Origin of the sequence: Methanofollis liminatans DSM 4140 (assembly GCF_000275865.1) — an archaeon.
GTDB lineage: Archaea > Halobacteriota > Methanomicrobia > Methanomicrobiales > Methanofollaceae > Methanofollis > Methanofollis liminatans.
In genome coordinates, this window is the sequence record NZ_CM001555.1 from 316714 (window position 1) to 331430 (window position 14717).

18 protein-coding genes are annotated in these 14717 nt (G+C 63.7%); 6 read left to right on the plus strand and 12 right to left on the minus strand.

Annotation, left to right across the window (positions count from 1 at the left end):
• Positions 1-65 precede the first annotated feature (65 nt).
• The 3 genes from larC to METLI_RS01485 form a co-directional block, all read right to left on the minus strand.
• Positions 66-1286: a nickel pincer cofactor biosynthesis protein LarC gene (gene larC / locus METLI_RS01475; protein WP_004037377.1), complete on the minus strand. Its 1221-nt coding sequence runs from the start codon at positions 1284-1286 to the stop codon at positions 66-68.
• Positions 1283-3136 (minus strand): hypothetical protein, encoded by a 1854-nt coding sequence (locus METLI_RS01480; protein WP_004037379.1) that lies wholly within the window; start codon positions 3134-3136, stop codon positions 1283-1285. The genes larC and METLI_RS01480 overlap by 4 nt, the downstream gene beginning before the upstream one ends.
• A gap of 96 nt (positions 3137-3232) precedes the next feature.
• The gene (locus METLI_RS01485) at positions 3233-3445 is read right to left on the minus strand and encodes a DUF5683 domain-containing protein (RefSeq protein ID WP_004037381.1); all 213 of its coding nucleotides are present in this window, start codon (positions 3443-3445) and stop codon (positions 3233-3235) included.
• Positions 3446-3529: 84 nt separating this feature from the next.
• Here METLI_RS01485 and METLI_RS01490 point away from each other — a divergent pair, with 84 nt between their 5' ends.
• The 3 genes from METLI_RS01490 to METLI_RS01500 all read left to right on the plus strand — a co-directional run bounded on the left by METLI_RS01490 (position 3530) and on the right by METLI_RS01500 (position 5935).
• Complete coding sequence (locus METLI_RS01490; protein WP_245529381.1) at positions 3530-4459, plus strand: ABC transporter ATP-binding protein; 930 nt, start codon at positions 3530-3532, stop codon at positions 4457-4459.
• Positions 4456-5229 carry an ABC transporter permease gene (locus tag METLI_RS01495; protein ID WP_004037393.1) on the plus strand — a complete coding sequence of 258 codons (774 nt, stop codon included), beginning with the start codon at positions 4456-4458 and terminating at the stop codon, positions 5227-5229. The genes METLI_RS01490 and METLI_RS01495 overlap by 4 nt, the downstream gene beginning before the upstream one ends.
• 64 nt (positions 5230-5293) lie before the next feature.
• Complete coding sequence (locus METLI_RS01500; protein ID WP_004037395.1) at positions 5294-5935, plus strand: TMEM175 family protein; 642 nt, start codon at positions 5294-5296, stop codon at positions 5933-5935.
• Positions 5936-5950: 15 nt separating this feature from the next.
• On the opposite strand, the gene METLI_RS01505 is transcribed toward METLI_RS01500, so the two are convergent.
• Together METLI_RS01505 and METLI_RS01510 are read right to left on the minus strand one after the other, a co-directional pair.
• Positions 5951-6769, minus strand: coding sequence for a potassium channel family protein (locus tag METLI_RS01505; protein WP_004037404.1), 819 nt, complete (start codon positions 6767-6769; stop codon positions 5951-5953).
• A gap of 12 nt (positions 6770-6781) precedes the next feature.
• Positions 6782-7180 (minus strand): cupin domain-containing protein, encoded by a 399-nt coding sequence (locus METLI_RS01510; RefSeq protein ID WP_245529382.1) that lies wholly within the window; start codon positions 7178-7180, stop codon positions 6782-6784.
• A gap of 168 nt (positions 7181-7348) precedes the next feature.
• Between METLI_RS01510 and METLI_RS01515 the strand changes: the two genes are divergently transcribed.
• Both METLI_RS01515 and eif1A read left to right on the plus strand, forming a co-directional pair.
• Positions 7349-8431 (plus strand): DMT family transporter, encoded by a 1083-nt coding sequence (locus tag METLI_RS01515; RefSeq protein ID WP_004037409.1) that lies wholly within the window; start codon positions 7349-7351, stop codon positions 8429-8431.
• 55 nt (positions 8432-8486) lie between these two features.
• Positions 8487-8879 (plus strand): translation initiation factor eIF-1A, encoded by a 393-nt coding sequence (gene eif1A, locus METLI_RS12635; RefSeq protein ID WP_004037410.1) that lies wholly within the window; start codon positions 8487-8489, stop codon positions 8877-8879.
• 21 nt (positions 8880-8900) lie between these two features.
• Here the strand turns inward: eif1A and METLI_RS01525 are convergent, their stop codons facing one another.
• The 6 genes from METLI_RS01525 to METLI_RS01550 are packed head-to-tail and all read right to left on the minus strand — an operon-like array spanning position 8901 to position 12578.
• Positions 8901-9671 carry a DUF7289 family protein gene (locus tag METLI_RS01525; RefSeq protein ID WP_004037411.1) on the minus strand — a complete coding sequence of 257 codons (771 nt, stop codon included), beginning with the start codon at positions 9669-9671 and terminating at the stop codon, positions 8901-8903.
• Position 9672: 1 nt separating this feature from the next.
• The gene (locus METLI_RS01530; protein WP_048103576.1) at positions 9673-10113 is read right to left on the minus strand and encodes a hypothetical protein; all 441 of its coding nucleotides are present in this window, start codon (positions 10111-10113) and stop codon (positions 9673-9675) included.
• The gene (locus tag METLI_RS01535) at positions 10091-10477 is read right to left on the minus strand and encodes a hypothetical protein (RefSeq protein ID WP_004037413.1); all 387 of its coding nucleotides are present in this window, start codon (positions 10475-10477) and stop codon (positions 10091-10093) included. Before METLI_RS01535 ends, METLI_RS01530 begins: the two co-directional genes overlap by 23 nt.
• The gene (locus METLI_RS01540) at positions 10465-10971 is read right to left on the minus strand and encodes a DUF7288 family protein (RefSeq protein WP_004037414.1); all 507 of its coding nucleotides are present in this window, start codon (positions 10969-10971) and stop codon (positions 10465-10467) included. The genes METLI_RS01535 and METLI_RS01540 overlap by 13 nt, the downstream gene beginning before the upstream one ends.
• Complete coding sequence (locus tag METLI_RS01545) at positions 10965-12029, minus strand: hypothetical protein (RefSeq protein WP_004037419.1); 1065 nt, start codon at positions 12027-12029, stop codon at positions 10965-10967. The genes METLI_RS01540 and METLI_RS01545 overlap by 7 nt, the downstream gene beginning before the upstream one ends.
• A complete protein-coding gene (locus tag METLI_RS01550) occupies positions 12030-12578 on the minus strand; it encodes a hypothetical protein (protein ID WP_004037421.1) in 549 nt (182 codons plus the stop codon). It abuts the gene before it with no gap.
• Between the two features lie 214 nt (positions 12579-12792).
• On the opposite strand from METLI_RS01550, the gene METLI_RS01555 reads away from it, so the two are divergent.
• Positions 12793-13401 carry an FmdE family protein gene (locus METLI_RS01555; protein WP_004037424.1) on the plus strand — a complete coding sequence of 203 codons (609 nt, stop codon included), beginning with the start codon at positions 12793-12795 and terminating at the stop codon, positions 13399-13401.
• Between the two features lie 32 nt (positions 13402-13433).
• Here the strand turns inward: METLI_RS01555 and METLI_RS01560 are convergent, their stop codons facing one another.
• Positions 13434-14705, minus strand: coding sequence for a DUF1015 domain-containing protein (locus tag METLI_RS01560; protein WP_004037426.1), 1272 nt, complete (start codon positions 14703-14705; stop codon positions 13434-13436).
• Between the last annotated feature and the right edge of the window lie 12 nt (positions 14706-14717).

Sequence of the window (14717 nt, forward strand, 5' to 3'; positions counted from 1 at the left end):
TCACATAGTTTAAAATACGGCCGATTTGATGTTTTTCGCGAATCTGCGGGGCCGGCCGGTGCGTTTCACTCCTGGTCGCCCCCTCCTCCGGGAGCGGGGAGGCACCGCTCCACCTCCCGCGCCACCTCGCGGAGGGTGATCCCGCGTTCGCGGGCGATCTGCCGCATGTCCTCGTACTCGGGCTTGACGGCGATCACCCGCCCGCAGGCCCGCGAGGTCTTCACCCGCACGGGAAAGGTGCGTCCCCCGACAACGACCTCCACCGTCTCCCGCCGCCGGTCGGCGACCAGCCGCGGCTCCTCGCGCACCCGCACCCCGAGGGTGCCGGTCTCCTCCATCAGGACGGTCAGGAGGCGTGCATAGCGCTCCCGGTCGGTGATCACCGAGATGACCTGGACCGGGCGGTTCTTCTTCCCGATCGCCGGGGTGACGAAGACATCGATCGCCCCCTCCTCGAGGAGGCGGCCGAGGGCGTGGGCGACCACTTCGCCGCTGATATCGTCCAGGTTCGTCTCCAGCAGGACGATCCGCTCCTCGACGAGGTCGCTCGTCTCGCACTCCACGACCCTGAGGATGTTGGCGCCGGCGCCGTTCGGGCGGGTCCCGGCCCCGTAGCCGGTGCGGATGGGCGTCATCGCCGGGAAACGGTCGGCCACGACGGCGAGGTTCGCCAGGAGGGCGGCGCCGGTCGGCGTCGTCAGCTCCATCGAGAGGGAACTTTCGGCGACCGGGATCCGGTGCGCCGCACAGATCTCCAGGGCCGCAGGCGCCGGGCCGCCGACCGTCCCGCCGCCGGTCGGGATCAGCCCGCCCCCGAGGGCCGGCGGGGTGGCGTGGACCTGACACCCGGCAAGCCCGGCCTCCTCGATCAGGAGGAGGGGGGCGAGGATGTCGAAGATCGTGTCGGCCGAGGCGACGGCGTGCCGCGAAAAACCCGTGGGGTGGAGGCGCCGCTCGGCGGCGAGAAGATCGCCGAGGACCCTCTCCGCCCGCTCCCGCCCCCATGCGGAGAGCCCGACCGAAGCGGCCACCTGGGCCAGGGCGGCGGCGAGGTCCCCGTCCGATCCCGCGGGCTTCTCGCGCACCTTAAAGGCGAGCCGCCTGGCCCTGACACCGCCGTCGGCCTCCTCCAGCCTCACCGAGAACTCCGCACACCCGGGAAGGGCGGCGATCGCTGCGCCAAGCCGTTCGAGGGGCTCGGCCGATCCCGTCAGGTCGGCCAGGGCGGCGGCGAGCATGTCCCCGGATATCCCGCCGGTGCGAGGATCGATGAGCAGTGCCCTCATGCTGCAGGCGGGAAGGGCTCGTTGATCTTCGCGTACACCCGCTGCGCCAGTTTCGCCACCTCGAAGGCCTTCTCGCCGGCGCCCGGGATGGCGCGGGTCAGGAAGGCGCCGTCCTCCGCGCTGAATGCGGCGTCCTTCGCATCCATTCCGACGAGGGCCGCCACCGCCGCCGGGACCGTGATGTTGATGATCGTGTGCCCGATGTACTGGAGCTCCTGCGTCAGCACCGCTCCGCAGAAGAGAGCCGTCGCCCAGTTCGGGTCGTCACGGTTCTTTCCCTCGAGGGCGAAGGCCGGCACCTCCTTCCCGCCCAGGTTCTCCACGTGATAGGGCTTGCCGTCGATGGAGACGTCGTAGGAGACGTTGGAGTCAAAGCCCCAGTAACGTGCGGTGAACTTGTCGGTCCGGCGGCCGTGCGCCTTGATCGAGGTGTACTTGAAGCTGATCTGCTTTCCCGTGAAGCCCGAGAGGACCGCCGAGCCCCGGCGCTCCACATAGGCCTGCCGCTCGGCGTCCAGGGTCTGCGTCGCTTCGGCCACCGTCTTTCCGGCCTTCATCAGGTCGTAGGTGTGGGCGGCCCGCCGGTAGATCGCCCGGTCCCGCACCCCTTCCGATGCGAGGATGCAGGCCTTCGTGATCTTGCCGCGGCTCACCTGCTCGGCCTTGCGGGCGATCGTGTTCAGGCCGCAGAGGGCCATCTCGGGATCGATGAAGGCGTTCATCTTGTAGTCCCGGATCGCCTCGGCAACGGCGAAGACGTCGCCGTTGTGCTTCACGAGCAGCCGCATCGCCGGGACGCAGTCGCCCTCCAGGTGGCCGAGGGGCGGGTTCACCGGGCCGCCGGAGAACCCGGCCCCGATCATCGCCGCCTCCTCGAAGGCGGCGAAGATCTCGGAGAGGGCCATCGAGCCGATGACCGATGGGCCGCCGATATCCTTGAGGATCAGCCCGAAGTCGCCGATCACCCTGGCGGTGTCGTACTCCTCGTGCGTGCCGCGGATATGGATCTTCTCCGGCAGGCCGGCGGCGTCGCGGGCGCCTTTCCCGGCGAGATAGGCCGAGTCCACCCGCCCGAACTTCCCGAACTCCTCGCCCAGGAGGGCGTCCGGGTGCACGAGTTCCATCGTCACCGCCGCACCGATCAGGGCCGGCCAGAGGGCGTAGGGCGTGATCCCCGCACCCTCCATGCTCCGCATCATCGCCTCGGTCCCGACCTTTGCGGCGTTGTAGGCGAGTTCAGGGATGTTGTAGTCCTCGCCGAGTGCGGAATGGCCGTAGATCGCCCCGCCTGCGATGAAGGGCGGGAGGATGGCGCCGTCCACCCGCGTCAGTTTCTTCCCCATCAGCCCCTCGTAGATCGCGAGGTAGGCCGGGAAGGCCTGGATGCGGTGGGTGAACTTCCCGGTGACCAGGGCGATGGCGCTCGTCCGGGCGGCGCCGGCGTGCATCCGGGCGATCGCCCCGAGCTTGCGGTTGCCGAGCGGCACGCCAGACCTGGCGCAGGAGCCCGAGAAGTAGGCGAGCGACGCCACGATCAGGGCGGCGTTTGCCGGTTCAGCCCCGGCGTTCATCGCCGCCCGCACGGCCTTCTCGATCACCATGTCGAGCGGGAGCTCGGGGGCGGAGGCGTCCACCACGGTCATCCGTCCCATCAGGCTCATCTCCTCGGCCCCGATCGGGCAGAAGATATCGCCGGCAAGGGAGTTTGCCGCCGCAAACACCGGGATCACCATGGAGCCGTGCCCCTTCGTCGCCGCCTCGAGTTTGTCGTTGGTCATCGAGTCCGGCTCAAAGGTCGCCGCCATCGTGGCGGCAAAGATGACTTTGTCCTTTTCGTGTGCATCAGCCATTTCTTATCCCTCCATTTCCGATGATCCAGACTGAGGGCCTTCCGGTAAATATAGGTTGGCGTCGGGGAGGGAGACGAAAAGAGAAGAGTTCAGGGTCTATGCGCTCTCTTTTGCCGCGGTGTAGGCGTCGTACATGGAGTAGAGCCAGACCAGCAGGTAGAACGGGATGCCGATCATGATCGTCGAAAGGCCGCCGAAGACGACCGCAAGCACGAAGAGGACGATGGCCTTCACCATCTGCCCGGTATAGAACTGGCCGAGGCCCGGGATGAAGAACGAGAGGACGACAGCGACAAGGGGGGATGCCATATCCATCTCTCGGTCGTCGTGCGCAAAATAGATTCCCCCCCCGGCGGCATTGCCCGCAGGCGGAACCCTGAATTACCCGGAGGGATGTATCACTCCCCCATGGAGGAGCGCGCCGCCATCTCTGCACGGGGCCTGACCAAACGGTTCGGCGATGCCGAGGCTGTGAGGGGGATCGACTTTACCGTCCTCGAAGGCGAGGCATTCGGCTTTCTCGGGCCGAACGGCGCCGGAAAGACCACGACGATGCGGATGATCCAGTGCGCCTCGCCCAGGAGCGGCGGCGACCTCCGCGTCCTGGGGATGGACCCGGATATGCACCCGCGGGAGATCAAGGCCCTCCTCGGGATCGTGCCCCAGGAGAACAACCTCGACCCGGACCTCACCGGCCGCGAGAACCTCGTCTCCTATGCCAGATACTTCGGCATTCCCCGTGCCGCGGCAGAAGAGCGCGTGGAAGACCTCCTCGGATTCGTGCAGGTGCGGGAGAAGGCGGACGTCGTCATCGAGAGCCTCTCCGGCGGGATGCGGCGGCGTCTGATCCTGGCCCGCGCCCTGGTCAACGATCCTGCGATCCTGATCCTGGACGAACCCACCACCGGCCTCGACCCGCAGGCCCGGCACCAGATCTGGGAGAAACTCAGGGCGCTCCAGCGGGAAGGGCGGACGATCGCCCTCACCAGCCACTATATGGAGGAGGCCGAACGCCTCTGCGACCGGCTGGTGATCATGGACGAAGGACGGATCCTCACCCGGGGCGCTCCGGCCGACCTGGTCAGATCGCGGATCGGCCGGTACGTGATCGAGACCGAACCGACCGACCCGGTCCGCGCCTGCCTGGGGCGGCACGGGATCAGGTACGAGGAGGGGGGCGGGAGCATCCAGGTCCCGGTCGAGGACCCGGCGGCGGTCTCGAAGGCCCTCCTGGACGAGTGCGGGGCGATCCGCCTCTCGACCCGGCCCGCCACCCTGGAAGACGTCTTTCTCACCCTCACGGGAAGGAGGCTGCGGGAATGATGCCGGAGAACCTGAGCCGCCTTGCCTGGGCCGTCTGGCGCCGCAACCTCGACGTCTATCTCAAATCCTGGCGGGTGAACCTGCTCACCCCGGCGTTTGAGCCCGTCCTCTACCTCCTCGCCCTCGGTTTCGGAGTCGGGTCGTACATCAGCGAGATCGACGGCGTCCCGTACGTCAGGTTCATCGCCCCGGCCCTCGTCGCCATCTCGGTGATGAACGCCTCCTTCTTCGAGTGCACCTACGGGAGTTACGTGCGGATGTACTACCAGAAGACCTTCGACGCCATCGTCGCCACCCCGGTCTCGATCGAGGAGGTGATCGCCGGCGAGATCCTCTGGGGGGCGACCCGGAGCCTCATCTCCGCCTCCCTGATGCTCCCGGTGCTGGTCCTCTTCGGCGTCGTCGCCCTCCCGTCGTCCCTCTTCCTCATCCCCTTCGCCTTTGCGGCCGGCCTGCTCTTCGCCTCCATCGCGATGTGCTTCACCTCGATCATCCCGAACATCGAGTCGATCAACTACCCGGCCTTCCTCTTCATCACCCCGATGTTCCTCTTCTCCGGGACCTTCTTCCCTCTCGACCTCCTGCCCGCCCCGCTGCAGGCCCTCGCCCTTGCGGCCCTGCCCCTGGCGCACGTCGTCAACGTCTGCCGCGCCCTCACCCTGATGGCGGGGTGGGAACTCCTCGCCCTCGGGCTTGCCTGGATCGCCGTCGTCACCCCCCCGCTCTTTCTCCTGGCCCTGCGGCTGATGCGCCGGCGGCTTGTCGTCTGAGGGGAGGGCGCCGGGAACAATTCAGAGCCGTTATCACCGCCCAGGCACCAGATAGGATCGAGGAATGATGGAAGGAAACGATCGCCCCGAGAGCATCGGGTTCTCGAAGTCCAGGTTTGAGGCGCTGACCGACGGCATATTCGCGATCGCCATGACCCTTCTCGTCCTCGGGCTTGCGGTCCCTGCCGCGGGGACGATCCGGACGTCGACGGGCCTCATCGAGGCCCTTATGGGGCTTTTCCCGGACTTTGTCCACTACGTGATCGCCTTCTTCATCCTCCACGGCATGTGGGTCTCCCACCACGTCCTCTCCAGGCGGATGGCTTTTATCGACCGCCGGTTTCTGGAGATCAACCTCTGGCTGCTGATGGCCATCTGCCTCATTCCCTTCACCACCTCGTTTTCAGGGGATTTCGAGGATATTTCTCTCGCCGCCGTTGTCCTGGAGGCAAACCTCCTCGTCGTCGGCATCCTCCTCCTCCTCCAGTGGCAGTATGTCGCCCGCACCCCGCACCTCCTCTCCCCTGAGTTCACGCCGTCCGGTCTCGCCGTCGGGATGCAGAAGACCGCCGTCACCCCGGCGGTCTCCGTCCTCGGCATCGCGCTCGCTCTCCTCGGGGTCACCTGGAGCACGGCGGTGTACCTCCTGATCCCGGTGATCTTCTGGGCGATGAAGACTCCGCGCCTGCGGAGGGAGGCAAAATGAGAGGGATGAACCGGCCTACTCGACGATCGCCGACGCTTCGGGGTTGAACGGGTTCGTCCGCGCCGCAAGGGAGAAGAGGTACGGATAGGTCGCCTGCAGGTGCTCCATATAGCCGAGCCATCCATGCATCATTGCACGGTATGCCCGCCCGAGGTCGCCGCTGAGGTGGGCGAGGTCGGTCTCCGGGAGGGCGGCGAGGTCGTCGCGGTACGAGAGTTCGTCTGCAAGGTGGAAGACGGCATGGAGCACCCCGGTGAAACCCTCGTCCTCCAGGAGGAGGGGGTTCTCCATCAGCCTCAGGAGGAAGTCCTTTTTCTCATCGAGGAAGGTGCGGATCTCTTTGAGGTCGAGATCAGACGCAGCAGGGCCGGACGCATGTGTCAGCACCACCTTTTTCATCCGTGCGAAGTCTTTTGCGCTCCAGTCCGCCGTCACCATCAACCCTTCCCTGATCGTCCCGATCAGGGGGTCGGACCGGGCGAACGTCCTCAGGAGCGTCGTTCCTGTCGTGGAGAAGAAGATCCCGACGAGCATGTTCACCTTTCTCTTCCGCTCCTGCCGCTCCCTTCGCTCCATCCAGGTCTCGAAGAGGTTTGCGATCACCCCGACGAAGGTGCCGACCCCGGCGACGATCACCAGGATTGCAAGCACCTTCCCGGCCGCGGTCACCGGGTGGATCTCGCCGTAGCCGACGGTGGCGACGGTGACGATGCAGAAGTACACGGCGTCGAGGGGGGAGAGCCCCTCGGTGAAGACAAAACCGGCGGTGCCGATGACGACGACGGCGGCGAGGATGGCGAGGTTGATTCTCAGACGGGTGGTGGTCGCGGCCATGGCTTCCTCAGTTCAGAGGATCTCCTCGTCCCCTTCGCTCCACATCGGATCGACGATCGCAAGGATGACGAGGTCGCCCTCGCCGGTGTTCTCGATCCACTGGGTGGCGCCTGCCGGGATAGAGACGACCTGCCCCTCCCGCACCGGCGCGGATTCGTCGCCGATGTGCATCTGCCCCTCCCCCGCGAGGATATAATAGGTCTCGGACGAGGTCTTCAGCCGGTGCGGCAGGGTCGCCTCGCCGTGGGGGACGACGGCGTGGGCGAGGCTGTAGCGGTTTGTGCACTCCCGTTCGTGTGCCGGGTGGAGGAGTTCGCAGAGGACCGAGCGGTCTTTTGCCCGGGCGTATGATCCGTTTCTGATGTCCCTGATCAGCATGCTCGATCCTATTCTCTGCCCTGACGGGTGCATATACCCACCGGCCCGAGAGCCCTCAATATCCCGGACGATCGCGAGGGGCCTCTATAGTGATGCCCGGGAGCCATACATAACCCCTTTGTTTCCACTGGAGATCTGCATGTCCCTCCCCTTCCCAACCTATATCTCTGTCGAAGGCCAACCTTTCTGGAATCCTGCCCCATGGCCGCCCGCACCTCTCTGCCCTACGTCTATGCCATCGCCGCCGCCGCGCTCTTCGGGAGCGGGGCCCCGTTTGCGAAGGTGCTCCTCGGGGGGATCGGCCCGGCCACCCTTGCCGGCCTCCTCTATATGGGCAGCGGCCTCGGGATGGCGGCCTATCTTGCTCTCGTGCGCCTCGGCGGAAACGACCGGGAGGTCGCCGAGGCCTCTCTCTGCCGCAGCGATCTCCCCTGGATCGCAGGGGTCGTGATCTTCGGGGGCTTTCTGGCCCCTCTCACCCTGATGCTCAGTCTGCAGGCGACCCCGGCGGCGACGGCCGCCCTCCTCCTGAACTTCGAGGCGGTGGCGACCGCCGGCATCGCCGCACTCCTTTTTGCCGAGGCGGTCGGGCGGCGCACCTGGGCGGCGCTCGGCCTGATCACGGCATCGTGCCTGATCCTCTCCCTCGCCGAGGAAGGGCCCGGCGGTTTTTCCCTCGCCGCTTTCGGGATCCTCCTGGCCTGCACCTTCTGGGGGCTGGACAACAATTTCAGCAGGAACGTCTCGGCAAAGGACCCGCTGGCCACGGTGATGATCAAGGGGATCGGCGCCGGCGTCCTCTCCCTTCTGCTCGCCCATCTCCTTGCCGAGCCCTTCCCGGCGCCGGGCCCGGCCCTGATCGCGATGGCCGTCGGCCTCCTGAGTTATGGCGGTCTGACCAGCGTCCTCTTCCTCCTCTCGCTCCGCAGGGTCGGGTCGGCGCGGACCGGGTCGCTCCTTGCGATCTCGCCGTTTTTCGGGATCGTCGTCTCGTTCGCCCTCTTCGCCGCCCCGCCAGACGGCCCCTTCTACCTCGCCCTCCCGGTGATGGCCCTCGGGGCGTGCCTCCTGGTCACCGAGCGCCACTCCCACCCCCACGAGCACCCGCCGGTAGTCCACGAGCACCGGCACCGGCACGACGATCTCCACCACGAGCACCACCACCTGCCCTGCACGCCTCTGCCGGACCGGAACGGCGAGCACTCCCACTCACATGCCCACGAGGGGATCAGGCACGAGCACCCGCACGTGCCTGATATCCACCACCGCCACCGGCATGATTGAGTTATAATACCTCTTAAAAATCAAATATCTCTATTCGGGGCGCATTTCTCCCTCTATGCACATGATGCATACCCTTATATGCTCTCAGCAGAAAAGGGTGCAGAAGAATGTACAATATAGTGGAGTTGATTACCTGACAAATCCTGGAAGAAAAAACGATAAAGGACCTGAAGAAGAGATCGTACGGGTGCGTTTGCCGAACAAGCGCAACAGAGAGATGTTTGCGAGTGCCGATCTGATGCTCGGCGCAAACCATATCAGGGTTCGCTGCTTTGACGGAGAGACCCGCGTCGGCAGGATCAAGGGGAAGATTAAAAAGCGCGTCTGGATCCGGGAAGGCGACGTCCTGATCGTGGTCCCGTGGGACTTCCAGGCCGATAAGTGCGATATTATCTACCGTTATACCCGCCCGCAGGTGGACTGGCTCCGCGGCCACGGTTATCTCTAAAAAAATACTTTTTTTCGGCGCTCAGACAGAGAGCACCAGGATATCGTATTTTTTGACGATCAGACGATCTGCACTGATTGTGTAGGTGTCAGGGGCCGTTTTGGACATCCCGAGGCTCCCGGTGAGATAGTTCTCCCAGGCCTTCGAGAAGTTGCTGGCGGGATCCGGGGTGTAGACAACCTGCACGGTTCCCCCTGCGGTGGTGTTATCCATCAGGGTCTCTGTTTTGTCGAGTTTCAATCTGACCCCGCCCATTCCGCTCCTGGCCATCGTGCCGGTGGCGTTCAGGGCGATGAGGTTGATCACCAGGGTGTCGCTCGCGTCGTCGAAGTACCACCGCGGTTCGGCGAGCATCGACGATCCGCCGGCCTGCGCCCGGATCACCGCCCCGCTTTCCAGGGCGATGGCGGCGTCCTGGTTGTCCGAGTCATAAAGGAGCATGCCCGGAGAGAACGATCTGGTGGTCTCGGCCCCGCCCGGACTCTCTTTCCAGGTGATATTGAATCTCTGGTCCGTCTCGCTGGTGTTCACCACCGCCAGCGACCCGCCGCTCACCTGCATCGAGGTCTCCTTGTACGGGACGTTCTTGTAGCAGAGGCTCTTGATATCGTTCTGGAGCACGACCGTCGTCTGCTCCATGTTCCGCACGTCGGCGTTGCTCTGCTGCTGCATGAGCATCGGGTAGCCGTACAGGGTGATCAGGGCGATCCCGGTCAGCACCAGCCCGAAGATGATGATGAACCCGATCGCCTCGGAGACCGCTTCTTCGTTGTTTCCTGCTGAAATTTTCATCTTAAACCCCGCTCGAGTTGTAGACGATCCGGTTGATCCCGCCCCCGGTCGTGCTGCCGGTCACGCCCATCGTCGCCCCGATCCCGGCGATGGCGATCCGGCTCCTGATATCGCCCCGGGAGATCATCACCACCTGGTCCCCCCCGCTCCCGTCCAGGTCGACGGCATAGTCCTGGCCGGCCACGTCGTCAGGGATATCGAACTCGGTAGCGATCGTCCCGTTGTCCGGGGCGATCATGTAGACGTCCACGACCCTGGTGGAAAGGCCGTTGCCGATGTCCACGAAGGAGTGGTAGGCGAGTTTGTTCGCCGGGCCCTCCATGAAGACGGCGTTCACGGCGAACATCGTGATCACCAGGAGCACCACCAGGATGCCGGTGATGGTGACGTATTCGATCATGCTTGTCGCGCCGTCTTCGTCAGTAATGGATCGTTGCGTCATACTCTGTCACCCCGTTGTTGAAGTGCAATTTCGTTAGGTTATATTTTATTCCGGTTCCTGACGTGGTGATCTTATTGACCGAATAATTCACGATGGTGTTTTTTCTGGTCTCTTCGAGGACGAGGATGTCCTGATGGAGGGACGCGTTGATCGCACCGTCGTACACGTCTCCGGTATCGATGAGGGTGAAGACCTCGCTCTGGAGGTCCCTGATCTCGCTCTTCGGGAATTCGAGCACGCCCTCCGCGGTCGTCTGCCCGACCAGGGTCGCCTGGTTGATGACCAGCGCCAGGAAGAAGATGGAGACCGCCACGATAAAGCCCATCATCACGATCCACTGCCCCTCGTCGTCTAATTTCTCCATATGAGCACCTCCAGCATCACGACTCGATCTCTGTCAATAAAGTCTGTGGGCGTGCCTGTCGGTTTGCCCGGGATTGTTGCGAGTCTCGTCACCCGCACCGCCTGCTCGTAACCGGTCCTTCCGCCGTCGAATCCGAATGGTGTTGTGTTGATCTTGCTGTCGGCCTTCCTGTACAAGACCCCGGCGGCGAACTGGAGGGTGTCGTTGGCCCCTGTGGTTCTGTTGTTCAACAGTGAACCGAACTCGCTTCTGAAATCGGGGGTGTTCCATGTCCTGAGGTAGCGCGTGAGGTTGCTCTCCTCACCCTCCTCTGCGGGCGTGTCCATCACCAGGAGGACGTCGTTTCCCAGCACCTCCAGCTGCATGTCGGTGATATGGGAGTCGCCGGGCGTGTAGATGCTCGTCGTGCCTGCCACGAGGTACACGGTGGCCAGGATCACGAAGGCGGCGGCGATCCCCTCCATCGTGTAGAGCTGGGCCGAGTCGTCTACCATACTGCCACCTCCAGCACGGCGGGTTTCAGGAGCGGCTTCGTGACGTTGCGCAGGTCGGTCGGGGTGTAGGGGAAGGTGCCGGTGATGTTAGTGTTCTGGTTTTCAGTGTTTTCGAACTCGAAAACTACATCTATTCTATCTCTGTATGGTATTTCGTAAAGGAGCCCTGGTTTAATGAGCAAGGAGATATTGCTACTCACGTTTATTGGGCTGTCACCGTCTTCTATTGGAGGTTTTTTAATCTCTCCATCGACACGGAAGAGGATAAACCGGGTCGACTGTGTTTCAGTGATAGGTATTTTGCTGTCATGCTTGAGCGTCACCTTCGTAAGGCTGGCATTAACTGCTGTTTCATTCTGGGTTTTGTCCAGGTTGTCAAGGGTGATCGCTATCTCCTCTCCTAAAGGATCGACCCGGTACGCCGGCGACGGCGCCAGCAGATCGGTGAAGTTCAGGCTGACGCTGAAGGTCGAGGTCGCCCCCGGCGCCGTCGCCGGATCAGCAGCATAATCTTTCAGCACACTCTCATTGGAGAAGTCCAGCCTCGCCGAACTGGCGTTCTTCACCAGCACCACCCTCCTGATAGAGCCGTACTCCCCGTCCGGAGTTTCGTCGCCGAGGTGGTACTCGAATGACTCGTCCTTCGCCTTCAGGGTGATGTTAAAGGAGTATGGGATATCTGAAAAGAATACTCTGCTCCGGTAGAACGCGGGGTCTTCTCTGTACTTCGTCTGGTTTAAAAACCGCGCGACCTTTGCAATCGAAAGAATATTTGGCGTTTCCTTCGAGACTGCAAGCCCCATCCGCTGTATTTCATCGTCCCGTTTGATCTCCCACCGGGATCCCACCCCTCCATTCACATCCTCAAACCACCCCGGGTCCTCGGCGAGGATCACCGAGGTGCGGTAGGCGACGCCGTCGTAGTCGATCGTGGCGCTCTGGAGCCCTGCGAGCATCCCGGGCACCATCCCGGCCGCGACGATGAGGGAGAGGAGAAAGATCGTGAACCCCGCGAGGAAATCTATGGACATGAGGGCGTCGTCGTTTATCCGGGCCATTCAGATCGCCTCGCCGGTGCGTGCATCGAAGGTGGCGGCGTCGGGGCGGTCGCTGTGCGACCGTATGGTATAGGTGCCGTCCTCCAGCAGCAGGTCGGTCTGCTTTCCGGGAATGCCGATCGTCGCCGCGTGCAGGCGGTAGAGGTCGCCGGGCATCACGATCTCGTCGAGGTGGAGGGGTTCGTCGGGCAGGGCCCCGCTCCATGCAAACCTCGACCACGTGCCGCGAGAATAGACGAGGAGAGAGGTGGCGTTCTCCTGGCGCACGCCGAGCACCCAGGTGCCCGCGCTCGCCGTTTCGGTGACGGCGGTGCCGCTCACCATGACGACCTGCATGCCGGTGACGTTCTCCAGCCCTTCCCCTGCGAGCATATCGAGTTCTTCGAGCGCCGTTTCGAGATCCGTCTTCGTTTCCAGAACCGGGCGGGTGATGTCCTGGATCCCGGCACCCTCACCTGACGGCTGAGAGGGCGCCGAGGTGCACCCGCAGACGACGGAGAACGCGAAGATGCAGCAGATCGCCAGAATGAGCGGGGGGATAGGCTTCATATCTGTGATCCTCTTTAGGGTGGTTACTATATATATCGATCGAATCTCTATTATCGGTTTCAGATAGTTAGAATTCTGTTTTACGTCATTATGTCTCTCTTTGTCCGGCTGTGCCCCTTCCCGGTCCACGGATCGATCTGCGGGGGTGTGCCGGGCCGCAGGCGCCGGAGATCGTATGGTAATACTTTTTTCATATCAGGTATTACCCTATCGTATGCAATCACCAACATACGAGGATGTGATCCGCTTCCACGGTCACACCTGCCCGGGCGTCACCTTCGGCTACCGTGCTGCCGGGATCGCCATGGAGCGGACCGGTTCGGTGCGGGCGCCCGACGAAGAGCTCGTCGTCATCGTCGAGAACGACGCCTGCGGCGTGGACGCCTTCCAGGTCATCACCGGCTGCACCGTCGGGAAGGGAAACCTTCTCCTCCGCGACCTCGGCAAGAACGCCTGGACCCTCATCAACCGCACCACCGGCAAAGCCGTGCGGATCGCGACCCGCCCCTCTTTCTCGATCGAGGCGATCGACCCCGAGTTCCTGCCCCTGCGGGCGCGGGCATGGGGTGCCGGTGCAACCCCTGAAGAGAAACAGGCCTATGAAGAGCACTTAATGGCGATCTGCGATGCGATCCTGACGCGGCCGGCCGAGGAGATCTTCACGATCCAGGAGATCGAGCCCGAGATCCCGGAACGGGCGCGGATCTTCAGGTCGTACATCTGCGCCGTCTGCGGCGAGTCGGTCGCCGAGTCCAGGGTGCGCATGCGGGACGGCAAGACGGTCTGCATCCCCTGCGCCGGCGAATATACGCGGGGCTGGTGAGCGGCCCCTCCGCACATTTTTCTAAAAAAAAGTTATTCTTTCTTCCCCTCGCCCAGGGTGTGGATCACAAGCCCGGAGAGGAGTTTAGGCTCGAACCAGGTCGACTTCGGGGGCATGACCTTGCCGTCGTCGGCGATCGCCATCACCGTCTCCACGTCGACGGGCTGCATCGAGAAGGCGACGGCGAACTCCCCTGAGTCCACCCGCTCCTCCAGGTCGGCCAGGGGCCGCGCCCCGCCGAGGTACTGGAGGCGGGCGTCGCCGCGGGGGTCGGTGATCCCGAGCATCCCTTCGAGCACCGTCCGCTGGAGGTACGAGACGTCGAGAGAGCCGATGACGTCCTCCGGGTTTTTCACCGGCGTGGAGAGTTCGTACCATATCCCGCCGAGGTACATGTGGACGACGTGGAGGTTCGCCGCCTCTTTCAGGGGGGGCACGCGGAAGACCGTGTCGTCGATCTCGCCGTACGGCCTGACGTCGAAGCGCTCCTTCAGGGCCGCGAGGAACGACGCCGGGGTGTACTGCCCGAGGTCGGTGACCAGGCGGGAATACCCGTGGATCTTCACCCGCTTGTGGGCGAAGAGGATCGCCATGAACCGCCCGTCCTCTGGCCCGTAGGTCCCGGCCTTCCGGCGCTCCTGTGCGATCGTGACCGCCGACTTCGCACGGTGGTGGCCGTCGGCGATATATGCCGCCGGCACCCTGGCGAAGAGGTCCTCGATATGGGCGAGGCGGACGCGGTCGGTGATCCTGAAGAGTTCGTGGACATTGCCCTGCTCGGTCTTGACCACGGCGTCGGGTTCGCCCTCAGGGAGGATCGATTCGATGTAGCCGAAGACGTCGCCCTCGTCCGGGTAGAGGACGACCACCAGCCCGGTGTTGGCGTTCGTGGCGTCGATGTGCCTGGTCCGGTCCCGCTCCTTGTCGTAGCGGGTGTGCTCGTGCTTCTTGATCACGTCGTCGATGTAGTCGTCCACGTCCAGGCAGGCGACCAGGCCGAGATAGAGGCTGCCGCCCTGCTTCACCCGGTAGAGGTAGACCGAGGGGGCGTCGTCGCGCTGGAGCATCCCCTTCTCCTGCAGCTCCTGGAAGTTCTCCCTGGCCTGCACGTAGATCTGCTCGTCATCCGCCGGGATGTCAGGGAGGAGGGCGTCGGTACGGCTCACATGCAAAAACGAGAGCGGGTTTTTTCTGATGATCTCTGCCGCTTCATCGGCCGTCACGACGTCGTACGGCACCGAGGCTATCTGCGCGGCATATGCGCGTTGTGGCCTGAGCCCTGTAAACCGGTATACCTTCACCATGAGGATCACGCA